At 58.3% G+C, this 16,025-nt stretch carries 12 protein-coding genes and 1 tRNA gene; 8 read left to right on the top strand and 5 right to left on the bottom strand.

The features are described 5' to 3' along the window. Positions 1-389, bottom strand: a 389-nt coding sequence (locus tag EGI20_RS12505; RefSeq protein ID WP_498631846.1) for a PHP domain-containing protein, incomplete at its 3' end; no start/stop codon positions are given. A 168-nt stretch (positions 390-557) separates the two neighbouring features. On the opposite strand from EGI20_RS12505, the gene EGI20_RS12500 reads away from it, so the two are divergent. The 4 genes from EGI20_RS12500 to EGI20_RS12485 all read left to right on the top strand — a co-directional run bounded on the left by EGI20_RS12500 (position 558) and on the right by EGI20_RS12485 (position 4,053). Beyond that, positions 558-707 carry an entericidin A/B family lipoprotein gene (locus EGI20_RS12500; RefSeq protein ID WP_220789336.1) on the top strand — a complete coding sequence of 50 codons (150 nt, stop codon included), beginning with the start codon at positions 558-560 and terminating at the stop codon, positions 705-707. A gap of 192 nt (positions 708-899) precedes the next feature. Next, the gene (locus EGI20_RS12495; RefSeq protein WP_498631844.1) at positions 900-1,727 is read left to right on the top strand and encodes a ChaN family lipoprotein; all 828 of its coding nucleotides are present in this window, start codon (positions 900-902) and stop codon (positions 1,725-1,727) included. 53 nt (positions 1,728-1,780) lie between these two features. Further along, complete coding sequence (locus tag EGI20_RS12490) at positions 1,781-2,299, top strand: DUF2062 domain-containing protein (RefSeq protein ID WP_498631843.1); 519 nt, start codon at positions 1,781-1,783, stop codon at positions 2,297-2,299. Between the two features lie 134 nt (positions 2,300-2,433). Beyond that, positions 2,434-4,053: an NAD(P)/FAD-dependent oxidoreductase gene (locus EGI20_RS12485; protein WP_498631841.1), complete on the top strand. Its 1,620-nt coding sequence runs from the start codon at positions 2,434-2,436 to the stop codon at positions 4,051-4,053. Positions 4,054-4,120: 67 nt separating this feature from the next. Here the strand turns inward: EGI20_RS12485 and rraA are convergent, their stop codons facing one another. After that, positions 4,121-4,600: a ribonuclease E activity regulator RraA gene (rraA, locus tag EGI20_RS12480; protein WP_498631840.1), complete on the bottom strand. Its 480-nt coding sequence runs from the start codon at positions 4,598-4,600 to the stop codon at positions 4,121-4,123. 383 nt (positions 4,601-4,983) lie between these two features. On the opposite strand from rraA, the gene EGI20_RS12475 reads away from it, so the two are divergent. The 3 genes from EGI20_RS12475 to EGI20_RS12465 all read left to right on the top strand — a co-directional run bounded on the left by EGI20_RS12475 (position 4,984) and on the right by EGI20_RS12465 (position 10,118). After that, entirely contained in the window at positions 4,984-7,833 is a 2,850-nt protein-coding gene (locus tag EGI20_RS12475) for an adenosylcobalamin-dependent ribonucleoside-diphosphate reductase (protein ID WP_498631838.1), read from the top strand. A 533-nt stretch (positions 7,834-8,366) separates the two neighbouring features. Next, entirely contained in the window at positions 8,367-9,347 is a 981-nt protein-coding gene (locus EGI20_RS12470) for a radical SAM protein (RefSeq protein WP_498631836.1), read from the top strand. A 93-nt stretch (positions 9,348-9,440) separates the two neighbouring features. Next, a complete protein-coding gene (locus EGI20_RS12465) occupies positions 9,441-10,118 on the top strand; it encodes a hypothetical protein (RefSeq protein WP_498631834.1) in 678 nt (225 codons plus the stop codon). Between the two features lie 172 nt (positions 10,119-10,290). On the opposite strand, the gene EGI20_RS12460 is transcribed toward EGI20_RS12465, so the two are convergent. The 3 genes from EGI20_RS12460 to EGI20_RS12450 all read right to left on the bottom strand — a co-directional run bounded on the left by EGI20_RS12460 (position 10,291) and on the right by EGI20_RS12450 (position 12,553). Next, positions 10,291-10,366, bottom strand: a tRNA-Ala gene (locus tag EGI20_RS12460). Between the two features lie 76 nt (positions 10,367-10,442). Further along, entirely contained in the window at positions 10,443-11,843 is a 1,401-nt protein-coding gene (locus EGI20_RS12455) for an L-serine ammonia-lyase (RefSeq protein ID WP_498631832.1), read from the bottom strand. 128 nt (positions 11,844-11,971) lie between these two features. Continuing rightward, on the bottom strand, positions 11,972-12,553 hold the full coding sequence (locus tag EGI20_RS12450) for a uracil-DNA glycosylase family protein (protein ID WP_498631831.1): 582 nt from the start codon (positions 12,551-12,553) through the stop codon (positions 11,972-11,974). 103 nt (positions 12,554-12,656) lie between these two features. Between EGI20_RS12450 and EGI20_RS12445 the strand changes: the two genes are divergently transcribed. Continuing rightward, positions 12,657-16,025 (top strand): PAS domain S-box protein (locus EGI20_RS12445; protein WP_498631830.1); only part of this gene is annotated, 3,369 nt, incomplete at its 3' end.

Below are 16,025 nucleotides of genomic sequence, written 5' to 3'. Positions count from 1 at the left end.
ATCAGCTGACTATTGTCGCCGTCTTCCAGCCACTCGCGCTTGATCTCGGCGCGTCCGCGCACCTGGTTGCCGGTAAAGGCCGCAGCCAAGAGTTCGCACAGGCGGCCGTAGCCGGCGCGGTTCTTGGCGATCAGCATCAGACGGCTGGGTTTGTCGCGGTCCGCCTCGTTTTCCAGCCAGATATCGCAGGCGATAATCGGTTTGATGCCGGCATCGCGGCAGCCCTTGTAAAACTTGACAAGCCCGAACAGGTTCATCAGGTCGGACATGGCCAGTGCCGGCATCTGGTCGGCGCGCGCGCGCTTGATGGCGTCGCCAAGACGCACGATGCCGTCACTGACGGAAAATTCGGAATGCACACGAAGGTGAACGAAGCGTGGTGTAGTCATCCGCGCATTGTAGAGGTGTGGGCGCAGCGGGGCTAGTTCCGGCTGGCGAAGGCGCGCATGAGGGCGGGCAACCCCTAAGTCCCGTAGCGACTCGCCGGCAAATACGCAATCGGATGCCTATCCTGAGGGCATCACCCGTCGGTGATCTCACATCTAAGGAGGATTAAGATGAAACAGGGAATCAAAACGGCCGCTGCCGTGATTTTGACGACGCTCTTACTCGCGGCCTGCAATACCATGGCCGGCATGGGGCAGGATGTGAAGGCGGCAGGTCAGGGGGTGACCAAGGCGGCGGATGATGTAAAGGAAAAAATGTGAGCCTGTCCGGCTGAGTTGTACATCCCCAGCCCGTGAGCGCAGGCGCTTTCCCATCAACAGGGCATCATCAGGATGTCCTGTTTGCATGGTGCTTTGCCCTTGCCTGATAGCGTGCTGCATGGCGGGCATTGGCGCATGGCTTACCCGCCTGTATCGTGTGAGTCTGGAGCGAATTTTTAGGGGGGCGCCGTGTTGAATTCGAACCGTTGGCTGTTTGCGCTATTGGGTCTGCTGTGCGCTTTGCCGGCGTGCGCAGACGAACTTGGCCGGCAGGCGGATGCCTGGATGCGTGCTGACCATGTGGTGTTGTTGGGTGAGGTGCATGACAACCCCGATGGTCACGCGCAAAGGCTGGCACTGCTCAAGACAGCCCTGAGCTCGGGCTGGCGCCCGGCGCTGGTGATGGAAATGTTCGATCGTGAACGGCAGGCAGAGCTGGATGCGGCGCGCCAGCACTGCAAGATGGATGCCGCATGTATTGTACGGCAGGCCGGCGGTGAAGGCTGGGACTGGGCCTTGTATCAGCCCTTGCTTGCCTTGGCACAGCAATACCAGTTGCCGCTGATCGCGGGCAATCTGTCGCGTGCTGATGCACGCAAAATCATGAAAAACGGTTACGCGGCCGTGCTGGATGAGGCAACGCGCCAGCGCTACCGGCTGGATCAGCCCTTGCCGGCGGCGCTGGAAGATCGTCAGCGTCAAGCGCTGGATCAGGGACACTGCGGCATGCTGCCGGCCAAGGCCATGCCGGCCATGGTGCGCGCACAGGTGGCGCGCGATGTGGTGCTGGCGGACACATTGTTGCAGCACCGTAGTCAGGGGGCAGTGCTGATTGCTGGTAATGGCCATGTCGGGCGGGCAATGGGCGTGCCGCGCTGGCTGCCTGAGTCTGTCCCCTTGTGGGTGGTGGGCTTTATCGAGCAGGGGCAGTCCGCTTCGGAGTATGATCTGGCTATCGCAGTAGCGACCACGTCTAGAGAAGACCCGTGTCTGGGATTGGCTGCCGCGCAAAAGCCTTGAGTGCTGTTTGTCGTGCTTGTCGCCTTGTTTTTCGTTGAGAGCGGAGAGTGTTCGTGAAAAAACAGTTGCGCCGTCTGTTGCCTGATGCGCAAAGCCTGCGCCAGCGCAAAGGCTTGGGCTGGCTTGCGCCCTGGCTTGGGCGGGAGCAGTTATGGTATCTGAGCCGTCACAGCGTGGCGCTGGGTATGGCGCTGGGCGTGTTTTTCGGCCTGTTGACTCCGTTTGCCCAGATACTTCTGGCGGTGATGGCGGCCATTGCCCTGCGTGCCAATGTGGCCGCGGCGGCTTTGTCTACCCTGGTGACCAATCCGCTGACCTTCGCGCCTATCTATTATCTGGCCTATCGCTTAGGTAATTTTTTGCTTGGTGGCGAGGGCGGGGCCGGGGTGTCTTTTAGCGGCGACGCCAGTTGGTGGTCGGATCTGGGCGGTGTGGGTAAGCTTTTGTTATTGGGGCTGGTGTTGATTGCCTTCGTGCTGGCACCTCTGGTCTACCTGGCGGTCAGCACATTGTGGCGCTTGAGTTCGGCCTGGGCCTGGCAGCGGCGCAAAGCGCGGCGTCAGGCGCTTTGAACGCGGCTTTGCGCACGGGCTTTTTTCCTTCGGCGGCTACCGCGAAAGCGCTGCCTCTCTTACAATGCGCACCTTGTTGATTTGTAATGGCTTCTGCGCCGTAGTGTGCGCCCAGCCCAGGACCCCGATTCCCCATGTTGCGATTGTCTGAAATCAAGCTTCCCCTTGACCATCCCGAACACGCCTTGCGTGACGCCATTATTGCCCGCTTGGGCGTGCCCGCAGGCGATGTGCAGGATTTTATCGTTTACAAGCGCAGCTTCGATGCGCGCCGCTCGGTGATGGCGCTCACCTACACCGTCGATATCACGGTGACCGGCGAAGAGCGCCTGCTGAAAAAATTCGCCAAAGACACGCATGTGGGCATGACGCCGGATATGCGCTACCAGTTTGTCGGCCAAGCGCCGGAAGATTTGGCCGAGCGCCCCGTTGTGGTCGGCTTTGGCCCATGCGGTATTTTTGCCGCACTGGTGCTGGCGCAGATGGGCTTCAAGCCTGTGGTGCTTGAGCGCGGCAAGAAGGTGCGCGAGCGCACCAAGGATACCTGGGGTCTGTGGCGTAATAACAAGCTTAACCCCGAGTCTAATGTGCAGTTTGGTGAGGGCGGTGCCGGTACGTTTTCGGATGGCAAGCTCTATAGCCAGATCAAGGACCCGCGCCATCTGGGGCGCAAGGTGCTGGAGGAGTTTGTGCGTTTTGGCGCGCCGGACGAGATTATCTATGTCAATCGCCCGCATATCGGCACCTTCCGCCTGGTGAGCATGGTCGAGAAGATGCGCGCCGAAATCGAGCGTCTGGGTGGCGAGATTCGTTTCCAGGCTAAGGTCAGCGACTTGCTGCTGGACGAGATGGCGGACGGCACTAAGCAGGTGCGCGGCCTGCGCCTGGAAAACGGCGACGAGATTGCCTCGCGCCATATCGTGCTGGCGCTGGGCCACAGCGCGCGCGACACCTTCGAGATGCTGCACGAACGTGGCGTCTATCTGGAGCAAAAGCCGTTTGCCGTCGGTTTCCGCATCGAACACCCGCAGAAGCTGATCGACGAAGTGCGCTGGGGCAAATATGCCGGCCACGAAATGCTGGGCGCGGCCGATTACAAACTGGTGCATCAGGCCAGCAATGGGCGTGCGGTATACAGCTTCTGCATGTGCCCGGGCGGGCAGGTGGTGGCCGCCACCAGCGAGCCGGGGCGCGTGGTGACCAATGGCATGAGCCAGTACTCGCGTGCCGAGCGCAATGCCAATGCAGGCCTGGTGGTTAATATCGAGCCTAAGGATTTTCCGGGAACCGATCCCTTGGCCGGCATGCGCTTGCAGCGTGATCTGGAATCGCGTGCCTATGTGCTGGGCGGCAGCAACTACAATGCGCCGGCGCAACTGGTGGGCGATTTTATCGCAGGCCGGGCATCGACCGCGCTGGGCTCGGTCACGCCGTCTTATCAGCCGGGGGTGACGCCGACCGATCTTGCCAGCGCCTTGCCCGGCTATGCGATTGAAGCGATGCGCGAGGCGATCCCTGCTTTTGCCAAGAAGATCCGCGGTTATGATATGAATGATGCGGTGCTGACCGGGGTGGAGACGCGTACGTCCAGTCCCTTGCGCATCAAGCGTAATGAAGTGCTGCAAAGCATGAACGTCAAGGGTCTGTATCCGGCGGGTGAGGGCGCAGGCTACGCCGGCGGCATCCTGTCGGCTGGTGTCGATGGCATCAAGGTCGCCGAAGCGCTGGCGAAGGACATGCTGGGCCTGGATTAAGTCTTGCCCTATCTTCTCTATATCAACGGCCGCACAAGCGGCAGTTGTTGCGTGGCGGAGTTGCCGCTTACTGTAGCTGCACGGCTGACAACAAGACGCCGTCTTCATCGGCGTACAGCCATTCTCCCTGTGTGAAGGTGACATCTCCGAAGCTAAGCAGCAGGTTTTGCTGGCCTTCGCCGCGCTTGACCGATTTTTTCGGGTTGGTTGCCAGTGCGCGTACGCCGATGTCGAGCTGATTGATGGCGACCGAGTCGCGGATACAGCCCCAGATCACCACGCCTTCCCACTGATTCTTAACCGCCAGCTCTGCGATCTGGTCACCCAAAAGCGCGCAGCGCAGCGAACCACCGCCATCTATTACGAGTACCTTGCCCAAGCCTGGCGTGCCCAGCACTTCGCGCACCAGCGTGTTGTCCTCGAACAGCTTGAGGGTGACGATTTGCCCAAAAAAGCGTGGGCGGCCGCCATAGCTTTGCAATAGGGGCAGCATAACCTGTACCCGGCCTTCGTTGGCGTCGTACAGATCCGTAGTCAGAAAGTTCATGGCTTAAGCGTCCTGTGTCAGGAGAGGGTGTGATGTGTTTATCAGATCAATCCTACATGTCATGGCGATTTGGCGGCAGTTTTTTATAGATAGACTCGCCATCGTAGCCAGTCGGTTTTCCTGCCTATTCCAGCTATGGCGCGGCATGGCTGGGAGGGGCGGGCAGTGTCTTGTTTTACCCACAGTTTTTCCACCGGTTTTCCCCTTGCGGTTGCTTGTGCTTTGCGCGAGACTCGCGCCCTTGCCGGATTTTGACGGCCTGGATAATCGTTGGTGATGGTTGTTTTGAGCGGTTTGTCAACGTTTAAATCATCAACAGCTTGTGTCATACTGCGCGCCGAGTGCGTATATATTGATATTGCGGGTGAATGGGAGGGGTAGCGGTGAAACAGGAAAATGTGGCCTTGATGGCTGAGCAGGATATCTCGCGTGAAGTGTTGCTGGAGAAGTACGCCAAGAGCGGCGAGACCTCGGTTAGCCAGGTACGCCAGCGCGTGGCGCGCGCACTGGCACAGCTGGAAAAAGAGCCTGCCCGTTTCGAGCCGCTGTTTTTCGAAGCACTGGATAACGGTTTTATCCCGGGTGGGCGCATCAACTCCGCCGCCGGCACCGATCTCAAGGCCACGCTGATCAACTGTTTTGTGCAGCCGGTAGGTGACTCGGTCTCCGAGCCGCAACTGGGCAAGGTCGGCATTTACGAGGCCCTGTTGCAGGCGGCCGAAACCATGCGCCGTGGCGGTGGTGTCGGTTACAACTTCTCGCGTATCCGTCCTAAAGGTGCGCGCGTCAAGGGGACCAATAGCCGCGCCTCCGGCCCGGTATCGTATATGCGTGTGTTTGACCGCAGCTGCGAGACGGTCGAGTCGGCAGGTGCCCGCCGTGGCGCACAGATGGGCGTGCTGGATGTCAGCCATCCGGATATCGAAGACTTTATCCATGCCAAAGACCAGGGCGACCTGAAGAATTTCAATATCTCGGTCGGTGTGTCCGATGCCTTTATGCAGGCTGTGGATGCCGACAGCGAATGGGCGCTGACCCACGCGGTCGAGCCCGCTTCCGATGCCTTCCCCGGCAACTATCAGCGCGAAGACGGCCTGTGGGTGTATCGCACCGTGCGTGCGCGCGACCTGTGGAACCAGATCATGGTTTCCACTTATGACCATGCCGAGCCGGGCGTGCTGTTTATGTCCAAGATCAATCAGGACAACAACCTCAGCTACTGCGAAGTGATCGAGTCGACCAACCCGTGCGGCGAACAGCCTTTGCCGGATTATGGTTGCTGCGATCTGGGTTCGGTCAACCTGTGCAAATACGTGCGCCAGCCGTTCGGCGACAAGCCGTCGTTTGATTTCAAGGCCTTCGAAAAAGTGGTGCGCATGGCCGTGCGCATGCTGGATAACGTACTCGACCTGACCGTTTGGCCGCTCAAGGAGCAGGAAAACGAGGCGCAATCCAAGCGTCGCGTGGGTCTGGGCTTCACCGGCCTGGGTGACGCGCTAATCATGCTCAAGGTGCGTTACGACAGCGCCGAAGGCTGCCGTTTTGCCGCCAAGATTTCCGAAGCGATGCGCGATGCCGCTTACGACGCATCGGTTGACCTGGCGATCGAGAAGGGTGCCTTCCCGCTATTTGATGCCGACAAGTATCTGGCTGCACCGCATTGCGCCAGCCGCCTGCCCGAGGCCATCAAGGCGCGCATCAAGAAGCACGGTATCCGCAACTCGCATTTGCTGTCGATCGCACCAACCGGCACCATTTCGCTGGCCTTTGCCGACAATGCCTCCAACGGCATCGAGCCGCCATTCTCGTGGTTCTATACCCGCAAGAAGCGCATGGCTGACGGCGGTACGCAGGATTATGTGGTGGAAGACCACGCTTACCGCGTGTACCGCATGCTGGGTGGCGACACCGACCAGTTGCCGGATTATTTCGTCTCGGCCATGAGCATGGGCGCGCTGGATCATATGCAGATGGTGGCGGCTGTCGCGCCATTTATCGATACCGCGATTTCCAAGACCGTCAATGTACCGGTCGACTATCCGTTTGCCGACTTCGAGAGCCTGTATCTCGAAGCCTGGAAGGCTGGCCTTAAGGGCATCACCACCTATCGCCCGAACAGCGTGATCGGTTCGGTGCTGTCGGTCGAACCGACCAAGGAAACGCCGCAAGACCTGTCCGCTAGCCAGGATGGGGATCCGGATCGCCGCATTACGCTGAATACCGCGCCTAGCCCGGCACTGGCTTCGCTTAAGTGGCCGCACCGTCCGAAAATGAAAGAGGGCAACCCGTCGTGGACTTATATGGTCGAAGGCGCATCCGGCAACTTTGCCGTGGTAGTCGGCCATGTGGAAAATGGCCGCAGCAGCCCGTTCGAGTGCTGGGTGAATGCGACCGAAGAGCAGCGTGGTCTGGGCGCGATTGCCAAGACCCTGTCCATGGATATGCGTTGCCGCGACCGCGCCTGGCTGGCCGCCAAGCTGGATGTGCTGGCACGTACCAGCGGCGACAAGCGCTATGCCTTCGAGCTGGGCGAGAAAATGATTTACGCCACCTCGGCTTCGGCAGCACTGGGGCAGGTGGTACAGCATCGCGTGATGCAGTTGGGGGCGCTGGAGGCCGAAGCCGGTGATTCGACACCGGTGATGGATGCGCTGTTTGCCCGCAAAGAGCCCAAGTCCGGCACCGACGGCACCATGAGCTGGTCGGTCGATATCGTCAATCCGCAAACCGGCGACGACTTTGTGCTGTTCGTGAAGGAACTGGTCTTGCCTAACGGCCAGCGCCGTCCTTACTCGATGTGGCTGGCAGGCAACTATCCGAGCGAGTTCGATGGTCTGTGCAAGATGCTCAGCCTCGATATGCGCGTCATCGATCCGGCCTGGATCGGCATGAAGCTGCGCAAACTGATGTCGTATGCCGAAGCGCAGGGAGATTTCTTTGCCCGCATTCCGGGGCTGGACAAGTCGCAGAGCTGGCCATCGACCATCGCCTATGTGGCGCGGCTGCTGATCCACCGCTTTGCCATGCTGGGCATTCTGACCGAAGAAGGCGTGCCGGTCGAAGAAATGGGCGTGATGGTGCCTGAGCAGAGCGATCTGTTTGTGGCCGAAGCCGGCAGTACGATGAAACAGCTGGCAGGCAAGGCTTGCCCTGAGTGCGGCAACCATGCGCTGATCAAGAAAGACGGCTGTGAGTTCTGCACCGCCTGCGGTCACGTTGGGGCTTGCGGTTAAGTTGAAAGGTTTTACCCCGTAAGCTGAAATCCTGTGGCTGACTCAGCTTTTGGCGGGGTATCGCTGGAAGGTGGTTGGCACTCAGGCTTTATTCAGGGCAGTTCCTCTTATTGAGGAGCTGCCTTTTTTATGGCGATGCCCCAATTCAGAGTTGGTAGCCTCGACCTAATGCTTCCTGTAGCCAATACATAGGCTGGATCTGTCGGCGGCTACTCCCAACATGTGCCCACAGCGCAGCCACCTCGGCTAGTGCCCCCACCACTGGCACGATAGTCAAAACGTAAAAACGCCGCACCAAATTGACTTATAGCGACTTGCTTCCTAGCTTACAGCCATACGCCAAGCTTTCCGCACCAGCCATCGAGTAAACGCGGCACAGCAGTCCCGTCGGGATGTGTACAACTCCGCGCATGCTTTTTCATTCGCTTAAATATCAATGCAAAGCGACAGGGACGTGCATTGTTATACACACTGTAGTGTGTACATTTCACGTTAGATTTCCACAACCCATTACTATTACAAGGAGTAGTGACATGCAAAAACAACTTGATAATTATATGAATTCACCATATTCAAAAGTTTGCACGAATATGGTTAAGCTACTTGTGACGGAGCGGTGTAATTTGCAATGCCCGTTCTGTACAAAGGCACCTCCAAAAGTGAAAGAGCTCACAATAGATGAAATTGCGAATATCTGTGAAGCTTTTATTAAAGCTGGAATGAAGATCATCAAAATCAGCGGAGGGGCTTACGGTGAGCCATTGATTAGAAAGGACATAGTTGAAGTCATTAAAGTCGCAAAAGCTGCCGGCTTCTCTGAAATAGGAATAGCCACAAATGGCCATTTGCTTACGCCAGGCCTAATGAACGAAATGGTGTCATCCGGTTTGACATGGATTACACATAGCATAACCACTCTAAATCCAACGAACTACAAGTCTCTTTATAAATCCAGCCTAAAGCAAAGCAGTCTGGATTCTGTGGCCAAGTATCCTGGCCTTGATCGCTATCAAATTAATTGCGTATTACTAAAAGAGCACAATCAAGAAGATTGGGAGGAGATAATTGAATTTGCTCACTCCAGAGGAGCGATGGTTCATTTTATGGAGCTAATTGGGCATGAAGACAACTGGGACTATTACAAAGCAAATTTTGTAGATGCAGAGCCACTAAAGGCTAAACTTATGGATCAATGCATGGTTTACCAGTACAAAAAGCTAGACATGACACATGTCTACGCACTTCCTACTGGAAACGTCTCGGTAAAACAAACAACACATGAACGAGATGCTTGTAGAGTGTGTCGAAGAATGTTTGTCTCTTCGGAAGGAAAGTTATGGTTCTGTCTCCCGGAAAATCAATTATTTGATTTTAGAAACGCAGATCCTAAAACTCTAAATATCACAAACCTCATGGATAATCGATATAACGAGATCACCCAGAAAGGCGAAGACCAAAGGTTGGCCCATGGTTGTTCTCGTGCTTGCGACGGCTGTGGTCGAATGATTGGATGAAATCTAACAAGTCATTCCAGCGGACCCGCTAAAGCGGTCCGCTGAATTCCAACGTTATGTTTCAGTTTTATCCACCCAACAAGGAGAGAAACCATGGGGAGTTCAGTAACCTTCTGCTACTGCAAGCGTATCGTGGAGTTCATGCCGTTCGGGAAGACCCTCGAAAAGCGAACGGCCCTCTACGGCATCACAAAGGAATACCTTGAAGAGCCTGGCTGTGTCGCGGGCGTGGCAGCGAATGTGCAAGGAGTGAATGCGTACGCTGACGCTCTGGGCTTGTACTACTTGGCATTATTAAGGTCTGAACTTGCCGAGCATGGTGGTAATGACGTAGAGAGCCTTTCATCTATGAAAGGCTTGTCGATTGTGTTCGCAGAAATGTGGGCCGAGGCGAGTCGTGCGTTGGAATCAAATTCCGAGGTGGCATCCTTTGATCTGTCTCTCATGCCACTCAAAGTCGCAAGGCAACCCGCTCTAGACGTATTGCGAATTCAAGCTGTTTGCTCAAGGATAGACGCAACCCATCGGATTCCTGCGGAACGGCAATTTGCGTATGACTACGGCAGTGTGCTTGCGAAGGCATACAGCAAGTCACTTGTAGAGCTTCAAACATGTGCACCAAGAACGGACAAGGCAATCATTAAACATCACTGCGCCTTGCTTGGAGACCTGCTGGATGAAATGCTTGATTTGGTTCAAAACCCCTATGAGGGAAATCCTGGTTCCGAACATGCGCTACCAACGTCACATCCTCACGCTATCGGTTTGTAGTGGTTTAATAATCACAGACACCTCGATAGGTGGGAAAATCACCTACCGAGGAAATTTGCATGACCAAGATACGCAGGGTGACCATGTACGGGTCGGGCGGGGGAGTGGACTGGGGTGATCTGTAGCGCAGACGCAAAAAAGCCGAAGCATCAGCTTCGGCTTTTTTTAATTCTGGTGGAGGTAAGCGGGATCGAACCGCTGACCTCTTGCATGCCATGCAAGCGCTCTACCAACTGAGCTATACCCCCGTATCCGCTGCGATGTGATGCAGCGACAGGGCGCACTATAAAGTCCACCGGCTCGTTCGTCAAGCCCTGTTGTGGCTTAACACTCGACAATATTCACCGGCAGCTCGATAAAGTGGATGGCGAGGCCGCCACGCGCGGTTTCCTTGTACTTGCTGTTCATGTCGGCACCGGTATCGCGCATGGTGCGGATCACGCGATCCAGCGAGATAAAGTGCTTGCCGTCCCCTCTGAGTGCCATGCGTGCGGCGTTGATCGCCTTGACCGAGGCCATGGCATTGCGCTCGATGCACGGCACTTGTACCAGACCGCCCACCGGGTCGCAGGTCAGCCCCAGATTATGCTCCATGCCGATTTCAGCCGCGTTTTCTACTTGTTCCGGTGTGCCGCCCAGTACCTCGGCCAGCGCGCCAGCTGCCATCGAGCAAGCCGAGCCGACTTCGCCCTGGCAGCCGACTTCGGCGCCCGAGATCGAGGCGTTGAGCTTGAACAGGATGCCGATGGCACCGGCGGTCAGCAAAAAGCGCACGATACCGTCGTCGTTGGCACCGGGCACGAAGCGCGCATAGTAGTGCATCACGGCCGGGATAATGCCGGCGGCGCCATTGGTCGGGGCAGTTACCACGCGCCCGCCACCGGCGTTTTCTTCATTGACGGCCAATGCATACAGATTGACCCAGTCCAGTACGGTCAAAGGGTCGCGCAGTGCGGCCTCGGGAGCCGCCAGTAACTGGCGGTGCAAGGCGGCGGCGCGGCGCTGTACCTTCATGCCGCCAGGCAAGATGCCTTCACGCTCGCAGCCCTTGATCACGCAGGCTTGCATCACCTGCCAGATTTTCAATAGCTCGGCGCGTATGGTGGCTTCGTCGCGCCAGGCCAGTTCGTTCTCCAGCATGATCTGGCTGATCGATTTATTGTGGGTTTTGCATAGCGCCAGCAATTCGGCACCGCTGCTAAACGGATGGGTCAGGCTGGCAGCGCCCGGCGGGGTGAAGCCGGCATCGATAGCCGCCTCGTCCACCACAAAACCGCCACCGACCGAGTAATAGGCGCGCTTGGACAGCAAGACGCCCTGATTGTCGAAGGCTTCGAATGTCATTCCATTCGGGTGGTAAGGCAGGCTGGCTTTTTTGTGCAGGATCAGGTGTTCATCTTCGATAAAACGCACCGGATGCTTGCCCATCAGATTGATCTGCTTGCCCTCACGGATGCGGGCCAGCTTGGCCGGTACCGTGTCCGGATCGATCAGTTGCGGTTCTTCACCGGATAGCCCCAGCAGGACGGCGATATCCGAGCCGTGCCCCTTGCCTGTGGCGCCTAGCGAGCCGAACATTTCGGCCTTGACCATGGCGGTGCGCGCCAGGAGTTTGTCGCGCTGCAAGCGCCCGACAAAAGTGCGCGCCGCGCGCATCGGACCCACGGTGTGGGAGCTGGACGGGCCAATGCCGATTTTGAACAGGTCAAACACGCTGATAGCCATAAATATCTCCGTTTATTGTTGTTTGCGCTTTTTTAGGTGCAAGTGCGCGCTCGCAAATAATCGAATGCACTTTAAAGAGACTGTATCCAATACGCAAGCATTGTCCGCGCTTTATTTGCAGTGCCCGCTTACGCCGCCAGTACCCGTGCGACGGTCTGGCGTAGCACCGGCACGACCTCGGCCTCGAACCAGGGATTGCGGGCAAGCCAGGGCCGGTTGCGCGGGCTGGGGTGGGGCAGGACAAACAGCCCCGGCGCATGGTCGCGCCACGCCTGTGCCGCTTCGGTCAGGCTTTGTTTGCCGCCCAAATGCCAGACTTGGGCATAACGACCGATGACCAGCGTCAACTGGATGCTGTCCAGCTGCTCAAGCAGCGCCCGGCGCCATAAGGGCGCGCACTCCGCTCGGGGCGGAGCATCGGCGTTTCCTTGCTTACCCGGATAACAAAACCCCATTGGTGCGATGGCTATCTTGTCGGCCTGATAAAACAGTGTGCGCGGGATACCCATCCAGCCACGCAGGCGCTCGCCCGAGGCGTCGTCAAATGCAATCCCGCTTTGATGTACTTTCAGTCCCGGTGCTTGTCCGGCAATCAGGATGCGTGCACTGGATGCTGCCTGAACGACCGGGCGCGGACCCAGCGGCAGAAATGGCTCACAGACGCGGCAGGCGCGGATACGCAGTAACAGCTCATCCAGTGATGCACTCATGTTTGCTATGCCTTTTGTTGTTTTGCCTTGTTTTATATTTTTGAATGGCATTTTTTCCTATAAAGGAAGGACACCCAGCTTCCCTGATATGGACTCTTCCGGTATGTGGCCAGCCCTGCAGCGTTTTTTCGCCAACCGCACGACCTGGCAATACATGCTTGCCTTCGCTTGCGTTGCCTTGCTGATTCTGGCCGGCGCAAGCCTGACCGCCTTGCCGCGCCTTGCACATATGGCACGCCTGTCGGATGACTTTTATCAGCAGGTTTATCGCAGTACGCAATTGTCGGCCGAGGCGCGCTACGAGGTGCTCTTGGGGCGACGCCTGTTACGCGACATCATTATGGAACCGGATGCCGCCATGCGCGCGAGTTTGCAGCAAGCGCTGATACGCAGCGATGCGCGCGTACTCGCCAGCTTGCAGGCATTGGGTAGTGTAGATCAGCAGGCCTACACCGTTCCGGTACTGGCAAAATCGGCGATCGTGCAGTTCGAACAGTTTATGGCGCAAAGAGGAACGGTGCTGGCGCTGGCCGAGCGCGGGCGCAGCGATGAAGCCTGGGCGCTGACCTTGCTGGTTTCTCCACAAAGCCCCGAGCAGCAACTGGATGACACACTGGGTGAAATCCGCCGCCTGGGTGATGTGCGCGCCGGCGAGACCTGGCGCGGCATGATGCAGAATTACCAGCAAGAAGTCCGTGCAACCTTGCTCTGGTTTGTGCTGGCGGCGGTTTTGTTGCTGGGCTGCGCATGGTGGGTGACGCGGGCGATACGCCGGCCGCTGGATGCCTTGACCCAGGCCATGGCGGCCATTGCCGACGCGCGACTGGATACGCCGATTCCGGCGCTGAGCTTGCAAAATGAAAGCGGGGTGCTGGCGCGGCATCTGGCCCGTTTGCGCGATGTGTACCGGGTAATGGAGCTGCAGCGTTGGGTCAAGGTGGAAACGGCGCATATTGCCAGCGAAATGCAGCAGTCGGCCAGCCTGAGCGAGCTGGCGCAGCGCATGCTGGCCCGTCTTGCGCCCTTGCTGGGGTTGGGGGGCGCACTCCTGTATCTGCATCGGGAAAACAGGCAGGCACTGACCCTGGTAGGGAGTTACGGAGGCGCGGCGGATGGCGCAGTAAAAAACTGTCTGGCCTATGGCGAGGGGCTGGTCGGCCAGTGTGCGCTGGATCGTGAACCGCTGACCTTGAGCCTGCCATCCGAGGGGCTCATCGCCTGGGCGGCCGGTGCCATGCATCCCGCCCAGGTCCGTATCCTGCCTGTGTGCCTGAACCAGCGCCTGCTGGCGGTGCTGGAGTTGTCGCTGCTCTCGCCTTTGAATGTGCGCCAGCAAGTCTTGCTGGATGCCTTGTTGCCATTGCTGGCGCTGAATCTGGAAATCCTCGAGCGGGTGCAAAAATCGCGCTATCTGCTGGAGGCGACGCAGCAGCAGGCAAAGCGGCTGGAGCAGCAGACGGCAGAGCTGCAGGCACAGCAAGTACAGCTTGGCCAGACGGAAGCATGGTATCGCAGCCTGATCGAGGCCGCGCCTGACGGTATGCTGGTGCTGGACGAGGAACAAAAAGTAACGCTGGCCAACCCGCGTGCACATGCCTTGTTTGCCGGTACCGATGGCAGCCTGATTGGCACCAAGCTAGCCAGCTTGCTGGGCGATGAATATGGCGTGCTCTATGCGCGCTTGAGCAGCGAAGCCGGCTCGGCCGTGCTGGGGCGGGATTTGCCCGCCCGGCGCATGGATGGCAGCCGCTTTAGCGCCGAGCTGGGCTTGAGCCGCCTGCCGCAACTGGGCGGGCAGAAGGGCGTGGTATGTGTGGCGGTGCGCGACGTCAGCGCCGAGCATCAGGCGCGCATCCGGCTGGATGACCAGCTGGCATTTCAGAGCGCTTTGCTCGATACCATTCCTTACCCCTTGTTTTACAAGGGTGAAGACAGCCGTTTTCTCGGCTTTAACCGCGCTTATGAACAGGCATTCGGCGTTTTGCGCGCCGATCTGGTGGGCAAGCGCGTGCTGGAGCTGGATTTTCTGCCCGAGGCCGACCGGCTGCGTTACCAGCGCGAAGATGAGGAAATGATCCGCACGCTGGGCCAGTTGCAGACGGAAGTGGCCATACCCTATGCCGATGGCCAGTTACACGACACCCTGTATTGGGTGTCGGGCTTTGCACGCAGCGACGGCAAACCCGGCGGTCTGGTGGGCACTTTTGTCGACATCAGCGAGCGCAAGCAAATGGAAGCCTGTTTGCGTCAGGCCAACGAGCGTCTGGCGCTGGCGCAGGAAGCCGGGCGGGTCGGGGTGTTCGATCTGGATCTGGCCAGTGGCCACAACTACTGGACACCGCAACTGGAGCGGATGTTCGGCCTGGCGCCGGGCACCTTCTCCGGCACGCTCGCCGCATGGCAGGCCTTGCTGCATCCTGCCGACCGGGATGAAGCCATGCGCCACTTTGTCAGTGCGCTGGAGGGGCGTGAGAGCAATTTCGAAGACGACTGGCGCATCTTGCTGCCCTCGGGGGAGGCGCGCTGGCTGCATGTGAATGCGCGCATTATTCGCGATGGTGCCGGGCTGCCGCTGCGTGCCATCGGCGTCAATGTCGACGTGAATGACCTGGTTAGCGCACGCGAGGCAGCGCGCGATTCGGCACGAGCCAAGGCCGATTTTCTGGCCAATATGAGTCATGAAATTCGCACCCCGATGAATGCCATTATCGGCATGACTCATCTGGCGCTGGGGACCGAGCTTTCTGCGCGCCAGCGCGACTATCTGGACAAGATCGCGCTGTCCAGCCGCCATCTTCTGGCCATTATTAACGACATCCTCGATTTTTCCCGCGTCGAGTCCGGCAAACTGGTGCTGGAGTCCGTGCCGTTCACGCTGGCATCGGTGCTGGACAATGTGCTGAATCTGCTGGGTGAGCGCGCCCAAAGCAAGCATCTGGACTTGCGTCTGGATGTGGCGCCCGATGTGCCGGCGGTGCTGCTGGGTGACCCTTTGCGTCTGGGACAGATTCTGATCAATTACACCGGCAATGCAATCAAATTCACCCCCAGCGGCGAGGTGGTGATCCATGTGCATCTGGATGGCGAGCAGGGCGACAAGGTGGCGCTCTTGCTATCGGTCAGCGATACCGGCATCGGCCTGAGTGAAGATGCGCGTGCGCGCCTGTTCCAGCCTTTCGAGCAGGCCGATGTATCGACTACGCGCCAGTATGGCGGTACCGGCCTTGGACTGGCGATCTCGCACCGTCTGGCCGCTTTGATGGACGGTGAAGTCGGCGTCGACAGCCGCGAAGGGGTTGGTAGCACCTTTTGGGCGCGGGTCTGGCTTGGGCGTGCGGTGCCGGGTACGCCGGATGCGATGCCACGGGAGGAGGGCGATACGGCCAGGGCTCTGGCCGGTGCGCGTATCTTGCTGGCCGAAGACAATGCGCTCAATCAGCAAGTGGCGGCCGAATTGCTGGCGCGCGCTGGT

The sequence above is a fragment of the Aquitalea sp. S1-19 genome (assembly GCF_024343515.1).
Note: the sequence above shows the minus strand (reverse complement) of the source record. Positions and strands in the feature narration are given on the sequence as shown.

Bases quoted from the DNA above. Each gene is read 5' to 3' on its own strand.
- EGI20_RS12500 (WP_220789336.1), top strand. From the start codon at position 558: ATGAAACAGGGAATCAAAACGGCCGCTGCCGTGATTTTGACGACGCTC.
- EGI20_RS12485 (WP_498631841.1), top strand. From the start codon at position 2,434: ATGTTGCGATTGTCTGAAATCAAGCTTCCCCTTGACCATCCCGAACAC.
- rraA (WP_498631840.1), bottom strand. From the start codon at position 4,600: ATGAACTTTCTGACTACGGATCTGTACGACGCCAACGAAGGCCGGGTA.
- EGI20_RS12470 (WP_498631836.1), top strand. From the start codon at position 8,367: ATGCAAAAACAACTTGATAATTATATGAATTCACCATATTCAAAAGTT.
- EGI20_RS12465 (WP_498631834.1), top strand. From the start codon at position 9,441: ATGGGGAGTTCAGTAACCTTCTGCTACTGCAAGCGTATCGTGGAGTTC.
- EGI20_RS12455 (WP_498631832.1), bottom strand. From the start codon at position 11,843: ATGGCTATCAGCGTGTTTGACCTGTTCAAAATCGGCATTGGCCCGTCC.
- EGI20_RS12450 (WP_498631831.1), bottom strand. From the start codon at position 12,553: ATGAGTGCATCACTGGATGAGCTGTTACTGCGTATCCGCGCCTGCCGC.